Below are 17,003 nucleotides of genomic sequence, written 5' to 3'. Positions count from 1 at the left end.
AATGGGGGAAACAAATAGAGAGACAGATTATGTTTCACAAAACAATCATAATGATATTCGAAAATTAATTGATGCTGCAAGTAAGGTTATTGTCCCGTTATCACCCATTTCAGTGTTTGCGGCAAGAAGTCCGTGGTCTGGGTTAGAGGATAAAACGTTTGATGAAGTTGCACATTGGCTTAAACAAGTGCGAGAAGTAGATATTTACCCTGCGATAGCAAGTATATTAGAAGCTAAGAAACAGGGCGAAATAGACGACTGTAAGATAGAGGAACGATTCCAAAAGTGGTTGGAGCAAGCGTCGTTAGCAATCCCAAGAGAAAGTGCAGTGAAATATGGACGTAATGCTTTAAAATTACATCCTTTAAAATCTAATCAGCATGTACAAGAGCAAGTTGATGCATTGGCTCAACAGTTAGAGGATGTAGATTTATCAAGTGATGTCAAAAGCTCAACGTCGTTATTGTCTACATATGTAATGGATGAAAATAATAAAAAATTAATCGATACAGTGGATTATCACGTTATTAAATGGTGTAAGTTATTTGTTGATGATGCACAATCAGGGTGGACAATGCCTCATCGTGACAAAGGATTATTCTATTCATGGAGACGTTTAGTCCAATATGATCCAGCGTTAACGAAACACCAACGTGCTCGATTGAAGACTTTACCTGATGATGCTGAATCATTAATTAGAACAACATTGTTAAAATTAGGTATTGCTGAGGAAGATACACAAAATTATTTAGAGAATCATTTATTATCATTACCAGGTTGGGCAGGTATGATGCTATGGCAACACGACAATAATAGTAAAATGGAGTCATTGTTATTAGATTACCTTGCGATTCGCTTAGGGATAGAGTGGGTAATCATGGAACCATATTTATCAGACATATCGACAAATGACACGTCAGCGAATCAATCTATTTCATTAACGGATTGCATTTTGTCATGGATGCAATGGGGTGGTTTTACGGCAGAACAATGGGACAAATTAACAACGCAAGAACAACAACAACATGTATTGTTTGCCGCTCAGTTTAATGATCAATTACGTCGTAAATTATTGTTAGAGGCGTGGGAAGCAACATATAATCAGCAATTAAGAAAGATTGTTGCGCCTGAGAAGCAAGCGTTGTTAGAGAATGACACGCCACTCGCACAAATGGCATTTTGTATAGATGTGCGTTCTGAGCCATTTCGTAAACAAATTGAAGCAGCAGGCCCCTTTGAAACGATAGGTATTGCAGGGTTCTTTGGTTTGCCGATTGCTAAAAATGAACTTGGGAATCAACATAGTCATCCATCTTTACCTGTAATGAGTAAGCCACAGCATAAAATTAAAGAGTATACACAGGAAAAAGAACCAACTATTTTCCGACAACGTAAGCATGTACTTGAATCGGTCACATATACTTTTAAAAAAATGAAGCAGAATGTGTTACCAAGTTTACTCTTACCAGAACTCAGTGGTCCATGGTTAACGCTACAAACATTTACGCGTAGTTTCATACCTAATCGTGTAGGAAATGGGATTCGCAGGTTCTATGCAGGTTGGTTACAAAAACCAGAAGATACAGCACTGACACTTGATCACCATCATCGTAAAGAAGATGGTTTGCCTGTAGGGTTTACAAAAGATGAGCAGTTAAATTATACACGCCAAGCACTACGCTTAATGGATTTAACGACAGATTTTTCACCCTTAGTTGTTATGTGTGGTCATGGCAGTCAAAGTGCGAATAACCCGTATGCTGCCTCGTTAGATTGTGGTGCATGTGGTGGTGCAGCAAGTGGTTTTAATGGCAAAGTATTAGCGAAGTTATGTAACTTGCCAGAAGTGAGACAGGGGCTAGCACGTGAGGGTATTGAAATTCCGGAAACGACCGTATTCGCAGCTGCAGAACATCAGACTTCTGTGGACGTATTAGAATGGGTTTATGTACCAGAATTACCAGAAGAGGCACAAAAAGCTTATGATGCTATCGAAGCAGCAATGCCTAACGTCAGTTATTATGCTAACGAACAACGCTTAGAACAATTACCAAATAATAACGTAACGAAGAAAAACCCTGTTAATGAAGCGCATCGCTTATCAAATGATTGGAGCGAGATAAGACCAGAGTGGGGCTTAGCTAAAAATGCCTCCTTTATTATTGGACAACGTGAGCTAACAAAGCACGGTAACTTACAAGGTAGAGCGTTTTTACATAATTATGATTGGAAAAACGACCTTGATGGTAGTATATTAGCAAATATTATCGGTGGACCTGCAGTTGTAGCACAATGGATTAACTTACAATATTACGCTTCTACAGTTGCGCCCCATTATTATGGTAGTGGTAGTAAAACAACACAAACGGTGACAGCTGGCATTGGAGTTATGCAAGGGAATGCGAGTGATTTGTTAACAGGTTTACCTTGGCAATCCGTGATGTCGTCAGATGATAAAATGTATCATTCACCTATACGTTTACTTGTAGTGATTCAAGCGCCTGAAGACTTTGTGAAAGAACGACTGGAAGCGGACAAAGCATTCCAACAAAAAGTACAAAACGGTTGGGTGAGATTAGCAACGATTGATGAAGATGGCCAGTGGCATGACTGGTCAACGGATTATTAAGCTATATTTGAATATCATGTCATTGAAAATCTATGAGAATATTGATATCTTATCGTACTTAATTTATTAAATATAATATAAATGATTTCCCAGGTGATATTGTAGAACTATGGAGAAAAGTATGAAAAAATGATAATGTTATCTTTATTCAAATAATTATCTAACTTAACCTCATTTTGGTTCTACAGGAGATGCATACTAAATGAAAACAACCAAAGGCACTTATGAGTCTGAAATCAGCAAAGCAATTACTCAATGGGAAAAGGACTTCCTTGGCCGTGGCTCTCTTTCTGTAAAAACAGATATATTGCGCGATATGATTATTGTGAGTTTACAAGGTGTATTAACACAAGCAGAGTATAAAGTTTGTGAAACGAACGAAGGACTAGTAACAATTAAAAGAACACGCTCAAAACTCGTGGAATCAGGTATTGAAGCACTCGATGACATTGTATTATCCATTACTGGCGAAGAAGTCAAAGGTTTTCATACTGATTTAAGTTCTCGTACAGGTGAACGTGTGATGATTTTTAAACTTCATAATGACCTTGAAAAACAAATTGCTGAATAGAACAATTCACCACATTTATTAATGAAAATTAAACGCTAGTATTTAAAAAGCCTAATCAATTTCCAAATAGAAGTTGATTAGGCTTTTTAATATTATAATTAAAGCATTTTTGGCAAAACAAGCACTTACCGATGTAAGGCTCAGTAAGTGCTTGTTAATTATAGGAATTCAGAAGAACCGTTTACTTAAAAAATGACTATCATCATATATATATTTGGGTGTTAAAGAATCATAATCTTTAATTAGAGTTCTTAAACGTTAACGTTTTGTTCTTATAATGGTAAAATACTTGATACTAAATCTAAAATTGTTTGTACGATATCTCCTAGCATAATACCCCTCCTTATAAAAGTTATGTAACCTAATAGTTCAAGACGCTATACAAAGTGCAATATTGTCTCAATCTAAATTTACGAGGATTATTTTAAAAGTGATTTGAAGATGAGTTCAACGATGTTTTCAATCATTTCAATTCCCTCCTTCATAAATACTATCTTGTAATTGCTATTCTACTTGGTCTAATACTAAGTTAAGGATTTGTTCTACTAGAGTTGCTAACATTGTATACACCCCTTTATCTGAATATTATAATAAATACATAAAAAATTGGTAAAAAATCCCTAAGTGTTTATATTTAATGCGCAAGTGTTATTATATTAAATTTATTGTAATTTTATATTTATTTAGTTGTATTTTAAATATTGTAAAAAGAGATTGATGAAATTTATATATATTTAAATAGAGTTATAGACATTTGGGAGGTAGTGAATTTTGTTTGTTTGAAAATTTAACAAATAAAATGTAAAACACTTGAATTTTGTGTATGCATTATAGTATAATTCTAAATTGGGTGTTAAAGAATCATAATTTTTAATTATGGTTCTTTTTCTTTTGCCATTTTTTAAGTTCTGTAGGCAATCTTATGACTAGGAATAAAAATAAAGATATACATAAAAGTTATATTATAATGAAATTTCAAATTTTAATCATTGCATCATTAGTCTATTACTAGAAATATCCGATTAATTTAATGATTATTGATATAAAGCTTCATTAAAGAACCCCTTTAAAGCTTAAGTACAATATAAGGTTTAAAACTATCCTTTCAGATACATTTTTAATAAACTATATAAGTCTATAATTATTTTAGTGAGAGAAAATAATTATGTCTCTGTAGAATATATTTCGACTGTTCTTAATTATAAAATTTTCTATGAAGTTAAAGCTGAAGTTGGATTTATTTCATAGAAAAATTGATTATAATAGAATGGTATAGAGTTATGGCTAAGGAGGAAGTGTAGTTGGATCAAATTAAAAGCATCCTTTATTCATTAATTGAACCATTAACCAAGCCAGAGACATATCAAACATTGATATCGAATATCATCATGATTATTGTTTATATCATTGTGGCTTGGGTTGTCTTACATTTTATAAATAAAGGAATAGCACAATTCTTTAAAATACAAAATAGAGGTAAAAAAGCGAATAAAAAACGTTCTAAAACTTTAATAGCATTAGTTCAAAACGTAGTAGCATATGTGGTATGGTTTATCGTATTGACTACAATCTTAAGTAAGTTTGGTATAAGCGTTGGAGGCATTATTGCTAGTGCTGGTGTTGTTGGTTTAGCAGTTGGTTTCGGCGCACAAACAATTGTTAAAGATATTATCACTGGTTTCTTCATTATTTTTGAAAATCAATTTGATGTAGGAGATTATGTTAAAATCAATAGTAGTGGTACTACCGTTGCGGAAGGTACAGTACAGTCAATTGGTTTACGTTCGATGCGAATTAATACGATTACGGGCGAGCTAACAACATTACCTAATGGTAGTGTGGGTGAAATTACAAACTACTCAGTAACGAATGGTGAGTCAATGGTAGAAATACCGGTTTCCGTAGAAGAAGATATAGATAAAGTAGAAGAGATATTAGTCGAACATTTTGAAACAATGCGTTCTAAATATTATTTATTTATATCAAATCCAGAAGTGATTGGTATTAATTCCATTACAAGAGATGAAATTACACTGTGGATTTCTGCTGAAACGATACCTGGAGAAGGTTTTTCAGGTGCACGTATTTTAAGAAAAGAGATTTTAAAATTATTTAAAAAGCATGAGATTCAAATACCGAAACCTATGATGGTACAATACGACGCGAATCAACAAAATAATGCATAAGATGTTCGGAGGTGTGACAGAATGACATCAAATTACGGTTTAAATGATATTGTAGAGATGAAAAAACAACATGCGTGTGGCACGAATTGTTTTAAAATCATTCGTGTAGGTGCAGACATCCGGATAAAATGTGAAAACTGTCAAAGAAGTATTATGATCCCAAGACAAACTTTTAATAAAAAACTAAAAAAAATATTAGTGTCTCATCAAGATACTGAAAATAAGGAGAATGAATAATGGCTTTAACAGCAGGTATAGTTGGTTTGCCCAACGTAGGTAAGTCTACACTTTTCAATGCAATCACAAAAGCAGGTGCACTGGCAGCGAATTATCCGTTCGCGACAATCGATCCTAACGTAGGTATCGTAGAAGTGCCAGACAGCAGATTAAATAAATTAACAGAAATGGTACAACCAAAGAAAACCATCCCAACAACATTTGAATTCACAGATATCGCTGGAATCGTTAAAGGGGCTTCTAAAGGTGAAGGACTTGGTAATAAATTCTTATCACATATTCGAGAAGTAGATGCAATTTGCCAAGTAGTACGTGCATTTGACGATGATAATGTGACACATGTTTCAGGACGCGTAGACCCAGTTGATGATATCGAAGTAATCAATATGGAATTAGTATTGGCAGATTTAGAATCTGTTGAAAAACGTTTGCCAAAAGCAGAAAAAATGGCGAAACAAAAAGATAAAGATGCAGTGAATGAAGCTCGCATTTTAGCAAGAATTAAAGAAGCATTAGAAGAAGGAAATCCTGTTCGTAGCCTTGAATTTAATGATGAAGATCAAAAATTTGTAAATCAAGCACAGTTATTAACTTCTAAAGAAATGTTATATATTGCTAATGTAGGCGAAGATGAAATTGGCGATGAAGATAACGAAAAACTTAAATTAATTCGTGAGTATGCAAGCAAAGAAGATTCAGAAGTTATCGTAATTAGCGCTAAGATTGAAGAAGAAATTGCAACGCTTGAAGATGAAGATAGAGAAATGTTCTTAGAAGACTTAGGTATTGAAGAACCTGGTTTAGATCGTTTAATTCGTACAACATACGACTTACTTGGTTTAGCAACGTACTTTACTGCGGGTGTTCAAGAAGTACGTGCATGGACGTTCATCTCAGGTATGACAGCGCCACAGTGTGCGGGTATTATTCATACAGACTTTGAGCGTGGTTTTATCCGTGCCGAAGTAACAAGCTACGATGATTACGTTGAATTCAATGGCGAAAATGGTGCCAAAGATGCTGGGAAACAGCGCTTAGAAGGTAAAGAATATATTATGAAAGATGGCGACGTCGTACACTTTAGATTTAACGTGTAAGATAAGCATGAAGTCTTCTCATTATAAAATAGTGATGAGAAGGCTTTTTTATTTTGTCTAAAACTACAATGTGTATTTTGTGGAATTTTACACAATTATATAAAGCTAAAATAGGGAACAGTGCGATAGAATATTTAGTGAATAAAAGCACAATCAATTGAATTGTACATTAAATAATTAATTTATGTAAAATTAAAGTTAACTTTTAGTAAATATATTGTTTTTGGTCACAAAATGATTTTATTGGAATTTGTTTTATGTTAGTCTGTATTTAGACACTTCAAGGGGGTGCATCATATGTTAGCAAATCTAGTAGAACAAATTCTTGGATTAATCCTTGATCAAGTAGAATAGTTAAAAAAATAGTGAGTAGGTTTATGTGATGGGAGGGGCTCGATTATGATAGAAAATATTATCGAACTAATTTTTAAAGCATTACTTAAATAATACGAGATATTTTGTGTAACATTTATATTTTAAGTGTCACTTAGATTAAACAATTAGAATAACAACATTCAATGTTTAGAATAAGGAGGCGTTACTATGTTAGGCGGATTATTACAAACAGTTTTAGACTTAGTATCAAGCATCTTACCAGTATAAAAGTTACTTAGAAGTACCCTAATTAAAGGTTATGATTCTTTAACACCCAATCAAAATACATTTTAATTTAACGACTTATAACGTTGAATTCAAATATATAAGAGGCCGGACAACCCATCGTGTTGTTTGGTCTTTTTTCTTACAATAAAATTAGAGTATATTCAATTAACGTTTTAAAAAAAGACAATCTCTATTATAGAGATTGTCTCAGAGTGTCGACATTGGCATTAGTTTGTGCACGTCAGCCTGTAATCTTCGACTAATGCTTTATTAACGAGTCTGGAGTTGGCTAAATCGTTGTCGTTATTTAAATGAACTTCATACAACCAACTTGAACAGTTGTGATGTATGAGCTAATATATTTTAAAGTATATAAATTTAAGATGTGAACCATGATGTATCGACACCTGGACCAGTGTAGTTTGCATCGACATTTTGGTCTAGTTCAGGTGATGCGTAACTATCAGTATATTGCCATAAGACATGTTCACTAGCAGGTTGATCAGGATTGTAGTTAGCGATCCAATAACCGTCATATTCACCTACTGATTCTGAAGCATGTTCCTTCATGAAATTTTCATAAGAATAGAATAGTACTTTCTTGTTACCAGCTAAACTTTTCATTTCATCATACCATGCAGATGTACTTTCTTCTGAAGTACCTGAAGTGACTGTATCTTGTTCAAAATCATTGATGTAAAAGCTAGCTTTAGGTGCACGGTTGTATAATGTTTGAGCTTCGTAGCGTGCATCTTCAGGATTTTCATACATACTATAAGAATATACGCCAAAGTCCAAGCCGTGTTTGTCTAATAAAGCTGAATTGTGTTCCAATGAAGCATCCACTTTTTCAGAGCCGTATTGAGCACGAATGATGATGAAGTCGTAATTAGCTTTAAGGTCTATAACTTCTTGTTCAGTTAAGTCGCCTTGCCATTCTGAAATGTCTAGAACACGTTCGCCAGATTGTGTTGTGCTTGCTTCAGATTGTACTTCACTTGAACTTTGTTTGGATGATTTTTCAGGGTGTTTTTCAATGTATTGTTGATAGCCATACCCCATCGTTCCTTTTTGGTTTGATGTATCTCCAGCGGCGTGTGCTGCGTTCATTGCTAACGTTGATGCAAATAATACACTTGCAGTGACTAAACCTTTTTTGATTACTGAAACCATAATATTCTCCTTTATATGTAATTAATATTTTGAAAATGCTAGGTGCTAAATAAGTTTATAATTATAAAAAAACGAACTCAAATTGTATGCTATTAGAATTAAAAAGATTTATCAACCATATATTTTATATAATCAATTTTTTATTAAGATTAACTTTATTTAGAATTTAAATATTAAATATCAGCATAAAGCGTTTTACAAGAAATTTGAAAGGCATTTTATTGTGACTGTACAGCATGTTTCATATGAAACATTTTGATATTTTTTAGATTATAGCAGTACAATAACCATTGTAAAATGTAATGCGCTGTGCTATAATTCTTGATTGTGAGTAATGAAAATTATTCCTTGCTTATCACATATGATGATGAGCCGCATAGACCACAAGGAGGTGCAATTATAAATGAGAACATATGAAGTTATGTACATCGTTCGTCCGAACATTGAAGAAGATGCTAAAAAAGCTGTCGTTGAACGTTTCAACGGTATTTTATCTTCTAACGGATCAGAGGCTTTAGAAGTTAAAGATTGGGGTAAACGTCGTTTAGCTTATGAAATTAATGATTTCAGTGAAGGTTATTACAACTTAGTACGTATCCAAGCTGAAGACAATGAAGCTACTGATGAATTCCAACGTTTAGCTAAAATCAACGATGATATCATCCGTTATATCGTAATTCGTGCAGACGAAGATAAGACTAAAAAATAATAATTGGGGGTTCGTTTAAATGATAAATAGAGTTGTTTTAGTCGGTCGTTTAACGAAAGATCCAGAATATAGAACAACACCCTCAGGCGTGAGTGTTGCGACTTTTACTCTAGCAGTAAACCGTACGTTTACAAATGCGCAAGGGGAACGCGAAGCAGATTTCATTAACTGTGTCGTTTTTAGAAAACAAGCAGATAATGTTAATAACTACTTATTCAAAGGTAGTTTAGCTGGCGTTGACGGTCGCATTCAATCACGTAGCTACGAAAACCAAGAAGGTCGTCGTATATTTGTAACTGAAGTGGTTTGTGATAGTGTTCAATTCCTTGAACCTAAAAACCAAAACCAACGTCATGCCCAAGAAGGAAATAACAATTTCCAAAACTTTGGCGGACAACAATCAGGTCAAAATACGTCATCTTATCAAAACAATAACCAAAACAACAACAATAATTATAACAACAATTCATCAAACAAAAATAATCAATCGGATAATCCATTTGCAAATGCAAACGGACCAATTGATATTAGTGATGATGACTTACCATTCTAATTATATAGCGTATATAAATAAGAAAATATCATAAAAAGGGAGGCAGTTACCATGGCAGGTGGACCAAGAAGAGGCGGACGTCGTCGTAAAAAAGTTTGTTATTTCACAGCAAACGGAATTACACACATCGACTATAAAGACACAGACTTATTAAAACGTTTTATCTCAGAACGCGGTAAAATTTTACCACGTCGTGTAACAGGTACTTCAGCTAAATATCAACGTATGTTGACATTAGCTATTAAACGTTCTCGTCATATGGCATTATTACCATATGTTAAAGAAGAACAATAATAGATATTGTATCTGAAAACCCCGTAAGCTTAGGCTTACGGGGTTATTTTTGTAGTGTTAATTATAGTGGAGAATTTTATTATTACATATGCTAGATGAACGAGTGATATTTGTTTCTAATCGTCGAAAAAGGGGTACTTGAATAAAAAGAATATAAATTAATCTTTGTTTTTTGTAACTGTGAAATATAAATCGTAACATATCGAATCGGGAATGCTTTGTACATGAAAGACCAAAATAATATAAGAAGATTTAAAGCAACAAACTTAATTATTTCAAGTTTGGAGTGATGATAATGGAAGTATTAGCGTTGGTATTTCATTTATTGTGTTTAGTTATTGTATTAATTACAGGATTTTTCGCATTAAAAGAATTTAGAAAACCTATGAATGAACGTAACCAAAAACGAATTGATTCACTTTTAGTATTGGTACTCGTAGTCGCATTGGTTGCTATTTTATCTAGTGTGTTTATGGACATTTGAATATAAGCTGCTGCCTTTTAAGGTAGTAGCTTTTTTGTGCGAAAATCAAAATAATGATTATGACTAGATAAAAATATTTAAAATAATAGCATAAAATAAAACTATGTTTTGTAAATAATCTTATAATATTATAAGATGAGACAATAAGGTGTTGTGCAAGGAATAGATATTTATATAGTGTCGTGTTTTTAAATTTTTGAAATAGGAGATGGTGTTATGAAGTATAGGGTAAGTTTGTCATTAATGTTAGCCACAAGTTTATTGTTAAGTAGTACAGTTGCAACCGCACAAGAAGATAATTCTAATAAGAGTGCAGAAGAAACTAAAAATGAAAATACAAGTAAGGCAATAGATTTTGAAAAAGCACAAAAAATGAGTCCGCAAGCTTTGAAAGAACAGTTAACGGCAGGGGATTTGAAGCTACATGATAAAGTTGCAGAACATAATTCAGTAGAAATGAGTACATTTGCAAATAGAGCGTACCAAGACGTTAATACATACATAGACAATAACAACATAGAACCTGCAAAAATAGTGCAAGATTCTCGTATGAATAATTTACCAAAATATAATTATAAATCAGGGAAATTCATCGGTGTCGTTATTCATGAAACTGCAAACCCTAATAGTACAATCGATGGTGAAGTAAATTACATGTATAATAACTACAATAATGCCTTTGTTCATGCATATGCAGGTAGCGACAAAATTATACAAACAGCGCCAAGCGACTATTTAGCATGGGGCGCCGGAGCGAATGCTAACCCATATTTTTATCAAATAGAATTAACAAGATCTAACACATTTGATGGTTTTGCTAAGTCTGTGAACAACCAAGCTTATTTGACTGCTAAAATGTTAAAACAAAACGGACTACAACCTTCACTTGCAGATAATAATCAAGGAACTGGAACAATTATTAGTCATAATGCAGTTAGTCAATACTGGGGTGGGACAAACCATACTGACCCTGTAGGTTATTTTAACCAATGGGGCTATAACATGAATCAATTTTATAGTTTAGTTCAGAAACACTATAAAGAATTAGGTGGCGAAGATGACAATGCCATTACAGGTTCTACTTATAAAGTAGTTAAAGGCGATACATTGTATAGTATATCTAAGAGAAGTGGCGTAACAATTGATAATATTAAAAAATGGAATGACTTAAACGATAATACATTATCCGTCGGTCAAACATTGAAATTGACGGACCCTGATAGTAATGACGATAGTATTTCAGGTGATACACATAAAGTAGTCGAAGGTGACACTTTATACAATATTTCTAAAAGAAGCAAAGTGAGTATTGAAGATCTCAAAAAATGGAATAATCTTGAAACGAATAATATCAGTAAAGGGCAAACACTCTACTTAGTTAAAACATATACCGTTGAAAAAGATGATACCTTGTATAGTATCGCTAAAGAACAAGATACAACAGTAAGTAAAATAAAATCCGATAATAATCTAGATTCAAATAGCATTAAAACAGGACAAATCTTAAAAATAAAATAGCCTTATAATGTTTAATGAATGTTAAAAATAGCTGTTAGATATCACAAAGATATCTAACAGCTATTTCATATTCTTAGACTCACTTGAGGTAGGTGTTTCAGAAACATCTCAAAAAGAGAATGTGAAAAAATCACGAGAAGATTTAGATTCCAATCTAAAACATGCTAAATCTTATTAATTAAATGAAAGGAGATCTACTTTCATGAAAAAATATATCCTCAATGCTTTTGAAAATCACTATGCTATACCACAAATTAATATTAATGGACTTATATGGATTGAAGGCGCGTTAAAAGCTGCGCAAGAAAGTGGTTCTCCTATTATATTAGGTACAACTGATAAAAACATTCCATTTTTAGGTGGGTATGAATTTATTGGGGAAACAATCAAAAATAAAATTCAGGCTATGAATATCACGGTGCCAGTTATTATTCATCTAGACCATGGATTAAGTGTAGAAGGATGTAAAAAAGCTGTTGATGCAGGTTACGACTCCGTTATGTTTGATGGTTCTAAACTGCCAATTGATGAAAATGTTGAAGCGACTAAAGAAGTTGTAGACTATGCACATCAATATAATGTTTATGTTGAAGGCGAAGTTGGCGCGGTAGGTGGTAGCGAAGATGGTATGACTAGTAATCTAAAATACGCTAGTTTAGAGGATTGCGTGAAACTCGCGAACAATAGCAATCTTGATACTTTAGCGCCTGCACTTGGGTCAGTGCACGGAGAATATGTCGGTGAACCTGATTTAGATTTTAATAAAATGAAAAACATCAATGATATTTTAAATATACCATTAGTACTACATGGTGCTTCTGGTTTATCAGATAATGATTTGAAAAAAGCAATAAATTATGGACATGCAAAAATCAATTTTAATACTGAAATAAATATGGCTTGGAGTAGTGCTATAAGGGACTATTTAATCAAGCATCCTACAGTATTTAGTCCTCAAGAAATTATAAGTCCAAGTATTGAAATAATTAAATCAACTGTAAAAAGTATTATTAAAAAATGCTCTAGCGATGGAAAAGTAAAACATTAAATTGATGTAAAGAGCCTGCAGCATTGTAGGTTCTTTTAAATTATAGTAGATAGGAGCAATAACATGCCGTTAATAAAAGTAGATATGATTAAAGGTAGAACTAAAGAAGAAATTAAAAGTATTCTAGATATTACATATAATGTTATGCTAGAAACATTTCAAGCCCCAATAGGAGATAGATACCAAATTGTTAATCAGCATGAAGACTATGAAATGCAAATATTAGATACAGGGCTAGGTGTTTCTAGAACGGATGACGTACTGGTATTCACTGTTGTCACTCGACCACGCACTAAAGATCAAAAAATCCAATTCTATAAAAAATTAACAGAGTCTCTAAATGAGAAGTTAAACATAAGAACAGAAGATATCATGATTAGTTTAGTTGAAAATTCTGATGAAGATTGGAGTTTCTTTAACGGTGAAGCTCAATTCTTAACTGGAGAATTATAGGGTGTAATGACTCATTAAATTAAAGAAGGTCTGGCACTCAATGCCCAGACCTTTTTTATCGTTACAATAGTTATACTAAATATTAAATGCCAGTAAGATTCCTGGATTTTTTATTGCTAATCTTTTGTTGTTTGCTCTTTTACGCCCTTTGTAACAGCTTCAGCAAAGTCGTAGACGGATTGTCTGTAATCATTTGGATTTTCTCTCGTGGAGCGACCAAGCTCATCGTCCTCAAAAAATGACTTACGATATTCTGTTGAAATCTCAAGTTGAACACCTGAGCCTGTATCATTTTTATTAATGATATTTTGGCTGGAATCGCCATTTACATAATCAGGGCTATTTTCAACATTAAAATCTTCATTTTCTAATTCCTTACGTATAGATTTGGCCATATCTTTATCTTTACCACCAATGTAGACAACTTTTTTATCTTCTCGAATGCCGTGAATAGACACCGTTTCATCAGATTTGCTCGTCATGTCTTTTAATTTGGGATCATCGAAACGAGTCGAAGTAATATGCAATTTAGCATTATTCGATTTTAATAAACCTTCAAAACTATATAGATTAAAGTTACCTTTTTTAGAAATGATTTTTGCCAATTCAGAAGTGCCAGGCTCAATACCGCCACCATGAATAGCAGTAACTAATATATCTTTGTTATTTGTCGTTTTTGAATTGATTTGCCAATCACGATCTTCTTTTGTGTCAGCTTTCAGTTCTTCGAAATTCTTATAATAGTCTTGATTTTGCGGCTGATTGTTTTTCCACACATATAAAAAATATAAAGAAAGTAAAATAGCGGCAACGATAGCTAACATAATTAAATAATATAAATACAAGTGGAAGATTCTTTTCATAATTGTCTCCTGTAATACATATTTAGTGGCTATAAAAGTATAACAAACTTAATGGGTTATACAGGTTATGTGTTGATTACAATTACATTACTTACGACTTAACAGTTATTTACAATTATTATGGGAAGAACATGCTAGATTAAGGTAAGTTGTATGTTTTCATAATTGAGGCGGAGGGATATATTTATGTCCTAGATCATGAGCAAAGTTCATTTAAAGTATCGTAGAATTATATTTCTTTAACTGCGAAATAATTGTTTTCGGCATCTGCAAAATTAAAGACTCTACCCATAGGTAAATCCATAATGTCTCCAACTGCATTTTGATTAGATTTCAAACGATCATATAAGTGGTCGAATTGTGTTGTTGCGAAAATCAGTGATGGTGTAGTTGTACTGACACCCATGTCCATTTCGTCAACTTTCGCTTTGTCCTGCAATACAATAGCAGTTTGAGCATCGTCTTCTGGAAGCAGTTTTACTACGCGCATACCCATTTCTTCGTCATCGGCTACTACTACAAAGTTTAAGTTTTTTGTCCAAAATTCAATTGCTTTATCGTGATCATATACGTATATCATAACTTCATCTAATTTTTTAATCATTTCTCCATCTCCTTTATTGTTAATACCACCTTGCACATAAGTATATTAAATGTAGTCAGTAATGCAAAACAATAACATTGTTAGATATATATTACTGTAATTGGGAATATAGATAGTATAAGCAAAAAACTTTCGAGTAATTTCAAGACATGTTTTAATGTAATTATAAAAGTTACAATTAAAGGTGATGCGAATGAATTTAGAGTTTAATATAGCAGTCCATCTGCTAACATTTCTAGTTAAGCATTCAGATGCACGTTATAGTAGTGGTTCATTATCAGAGCGGATATGTATTAATCCTGTGCAATTACGCAGGGTGACAAGAAAGTTAAATGATCAACATTACCTAGATGCTAGTAGGGGAAGTATGGTGGTTATCAAGCTAATGAAGTAACCGCTGATGTTAATCTGGCAGACTTATTTGAATTATTTAATGAGGAAAGATCAGATGGACGTATTTTTACAGGTGACGAAGGTAGTGATTGTGAGATTTCCAGGGAAATAGGGACTACAATGTCTAAGTTTCAGCAAAAAGAAAATGATATATTAATAAATTATTATAAAACTATAACAATTACAGATGTATTAAATGATGTAATGAAGGAGGATATTCATGAGACAATTTGATTTAGTGATTATAGGATTTGGTAAAGGTGGTAAAACATTAGCGAAATTTGCTTCAGCACAAGGTAAAAAAGTAGCAGTCATTGAGAAGTCTAAAAAGATGTATGGTGGCACTTGTATCAATGTTGGTTGTATTCCTTCAAAAACGCTTGTTCACGAAGGTCTAACTCATAATGATTTTAACAAAGCATTTTCTAGAAAAAAAGATGTGGTAGATGCGTTGAATAATAAAAATTATCATAATCTTGCAGATGATAATAATATTGAAGTCTTGGATTATACTGCGAAGTTCAAATCTAACAATGAAGTGAAGTTATTAAATGACAATGAGGATGTAGTGGAAACATTGCATGCAGAAGATGTCGTTATTAATACGGGCGCAATGTCAGTCATACCACCAATTACAGGCGTCGAAAGTTCTCAGCATTTATACGATTCTGCTGGGATTATGAGTTTGGATTTTCAGCCTAAGCAATTAGTCATCATTGGTGCTGGATATATTGCTTTAGAATTTGCGTCAATGTTTGCTAACTTCGATACACAAGTGACCGTACTTGAACGTGGCAACGATATTATGCCTAAAGAAGATCATGATATAGTTACAGAAGTTAAAAAAGATTTAGCTAACAAAGGTGTAAATATCATATACAATGTGAACACAGAGCGCTTTGAAGATACTGAATCTGGAACTATTGTGCATACGTCTAATGGAGATTATGAAGCGGATGCAGTCCTGTTAGCGACTGGTCGTAAGCCTAATGTGGATTTAGATTTAGACAATACGGATGTAACGCTTGGTGAGCATGGAGAAATTAAAGTGAATGAATATCTCCAAACGGATGCGCAACATGTTTATGCAATCGGTGATGTTAAAGGTGGTATGCAATTCACATATATCTCTTTAGATGACTTTAGAATTGTTAAAGATCAACTCTTTGGAACGGGTGTGCGTTCTACTGAAAATAGAGGCGCTGTGCCTTATACAGTATTTATTGATCCGCCAATGGCACGTGTAGGTTTGACTGGTCAAGAAGCTAAAAATCAAGGCTACAATGTAATAGAAAACGCACTTCCAGTTAACGCTATCCCTAGACATAAAGTGAATAATGATCCAAGAGGCTTGTTTAAAGCAGTAGTGAATAAAGATACGGAAACAATACTTGGAGCAACATTATATGGCTTAGAATCAGAAGAAATCATTAATGTATTAAAATTAGCAATAGATCAAAAGTTAAATTATAAGGTATTGAAAGATAATATTTATACACATCCAACGATGGTTGAATCATTTAATGATTTATTTGATATGTAATAGTGTGGAAAGTTAAAAGGTGATAGATTCCCCTTGAGGGGCTCT

16 protein-coding genes and 1 pseudogene are annotated in these 17,003 nt (G+C 33.2%); 14 read left to right on the top strand and 3 right to left on the bottom strand.

All coding sequences use genetic code 11. The annotated features are described in order from the left end of the window. The first annotated feature begins 1 nt into the window (after position 1). From AOB58_RS08370 to ychF, 5 genes are all read left to right on the top strand, one after another. Positions 2 to 2,629: a DUF2309 domain-containing protein gene (locus AOB58_RS08370; RefSeq protein ID WP_064783266.1), complete on the top strand. Its 2,628-nt coding sequence runs from the start codon at positions 2 to 4 to the stop codon at positions 2,627 to 2,629. A 202-nt stretch (positions 2,630 to 2,831) separates the two neighbouring features. Continuing rightward, on the top strand, positions 2,832 to 3,200 hold the full coding sequence (locus AOB58_RS08365; RefSeq protein ID WP_002506093.1) for a Na-translocating system protein MpsC family protein: 369 nt from the start codon (positions 2,832 to 2,834) through the stop codon (positions 3,198 to 3,200). Positions 3,201 to 4,501: 1,301 nt separating this feature from the next. Further along, positions 4,502 to 5,386 (top strand): mechanosensitive ion channel family protein, encoded by an 885-nt coding sequence (locus tag AOB58_RS08360; RefSeq protein ID WP_021339622.1) that lies wholly within the window; start codon positions 4,502 to 4,504, stop codon positions 5,384 to 5,386. Positions 5,387 to 5,407: 21 nt separating this feature from the next. Beyond that, positions 5,408 to 5,623, top strand: a complete 216-nt coding sequence (locus tag AOB58_RS08355) for a DUF951 domain-containing protein (RefSeq protein ID WP_002506091.1) — start codon at positions 5,408 to 5,410, stop codon at positions 5,621 to 5,623. After that, positions 5,623 to 6,720, top strand: coding sequence for a redox-regulated ATPase YchF (gene ychF / locus AOB58_RS08350; protein ID WP_064783265.1), 1,098 nt, complete (start codon positions 5,623 to 5,625; stop codon positions 6,718 to 6,720). Before AOB58_RS08355 ends, ychF begins: the two co-directional genes overlap by 1 nt. 981 nt (positions 6,721 to 7,701) lie before the next feature. On the opposite strand, the gene AOB58_RS08345 is transcribed toward ychF, so the two are convergent. After that, a complete protein-coding gene (locus AOB58_RS08345; protein WP_021339623.1) occupies positions 7,702 to 8,496 on the bottom strand; it encodes a GH25 family lysozyme in 795 nt (264 codons plus the stop codon). Between the two features lie 403 nt (positions 8,497 to 8,899). Here AOB58_RS08345 and rpsF point away from each other — a divergent pair, with 403 nt between their 5' ends. The 7 genes from rpsF (at position 8,900) to AOB58_RS08310 (ending at position 13,555) form a co-directional block, all read left to right on the top strand. Then, entirely contained in the window at positions 8,900 to 9,205 is a 306-nt protein-coding gene (gene rpsF, locus AOB58_RS08340; protein ID WP_002511967.1) for a 30S ribosomal protein S6, read from the top strand. Positions 9,206 to 9,224: 19 nt separating this feature from the next. Beyond that, a complete protein-coding gene (gene ssb / locus AOB58_RS08335; protein ID WP_002506087.1) occupies positions 9,225 to 9,758 on the top strand; it encodes a single-stranded DNA-binding protein in 534 nt (177 codons plus the stop codon). Between the two features lie 51 nt (positions 9,759 to 9,809). Then, complete coding sequence (gene rpsR, locus AOB58_RS08330) at positions 9,810 to 10,052, top strand: 30S ribosomal protein S18 (protein ID WP_002506086.1); 243 nt, start codon at positions 9,810 to 9,812, stop codon at positions 10,050 to 10,052. Between the two features lie 295 nt (positions 10,053 to 10,347). After that, positions 10,348 to 10,536: a hypothetical protein gene (locus tag AOB58_RS08325; RefSeq protein WP_021339624.1), complete on the top strand. Its 189-nt coding sequence runs from the start codon at positions 10,348 to 10,350 to the stop codon at positions 10,534 to 10,536. Between the two features lie 216 nt (positions 10,537 to 10,752). Next, a complete protein-coding gene (locus tag AOB58_RS08320) occupies positions 10,753 to 12,054 on the top strand; it encodes a peptidoglycan recognition protein family protein (RefSeq protein ID WP_064783264.1) in 1,302 nt (433 codons plus the stop codon). 202 nt (positions 12,055 to 12,256) lie between these two features. Beyond that, the gene (locus AOB58_RS08315; protein ID WP_064783263.1) at positions 12,257 to 13,102 is read left to right on the top strand and encodes a class II fructose-bisphosphate aldolase; all 846 of its coding nucleotides are present in this window, start codon (positions 12,257 to 12,259) and stop codon (positions 13,100 to 13,102) included. 63 nt (positions 13,103 to 13,165) lie between these two features. Then, the gene (locus AOB58_RS08310; RefSeq protein WP_064783262.1) at positions 13,166 to 13,555 is read left to right on the top strand and encodes a tautomerase family protein; all 390 of its coding nucleotides are present in this window, start codon (positions 13,166 to 13,168) and stop codon (positions 13,553 to 13,555) included. Between the two features lie 116 nt (positions 13,556 to 13,671). Here the strand turns inward: AOB58_RS08310 and AOB58_RS08305 are convergent, their stop codons facing one another. Together AOB58_RS08305 and AOB58_RS08300 are read right to left on the bottom strand one after the other, a co-directional pair. Then, positions 13,672 to 14,418, bottom strand: a complete 747-nt coding sequence (locus AOB58_RS08305; protein ID WP_064783261.1) for a poly-gamma-glutamate hydrolase family protein — start codon at positions 14,416 to 14,418, stop codon at positions 13,672 to 13,674. Positions 14,419 to 14,647: 229 nt separating this feature from the next. Further along, the gene (locus AOB58_RS08300) at positions 14,648 to 15,022 is read right to left on the bottom strand and encodes a VOC family protein (protein WP_021339632.1); all 375 of its coding nucleotides are present in this window, start codon (positions 15,020 to 15,022) and stop codon (positions 14,648 to 14,650) included. A gap of 193 nt (positions 15,023 to 15,215) precedes the next feature. Between AOB58_RS08300 and hypR the strand changes: the two are divergent. Then, positions 15,216 to 15,649, top strand: a pseudogene (gene hypR, locus AOB58_RS08295) (redox-sensitive transcriptional regulator HypR). Then, positions 15,636 to 16,958, top strand: a complete 1,323-nt coding sequence (merA, locus tag AOB58_RS08290) for a hypothiocyanous acid reductase MerA (protein WP_064783258.1) — start codon at positions 15,636 to 15,638, stop codon at positions 16,956 to 16,958. The pseudogene hypR and the gene merA overlap by 14 nt, the downstream one beginning before the upstream one ends. The last annotated feature ends 45 nt before the right edge of the window (positions 16,959 to 17,003 follow it).

Source organism: Staphylococcus sp. AntiMn-1, from assembly GCF_001663395.1.
Classification (GTDB): Bacteria; Bacillota; Bacilli; order Staphylococcales; family Staphylococcaceae; genus Staphylococcus; species Staphylococcus equorum.
Note: the sequence above shows the minus strand (reverse complement) of the source record. Positions and strands in the feature narration are given on the sequence as shown.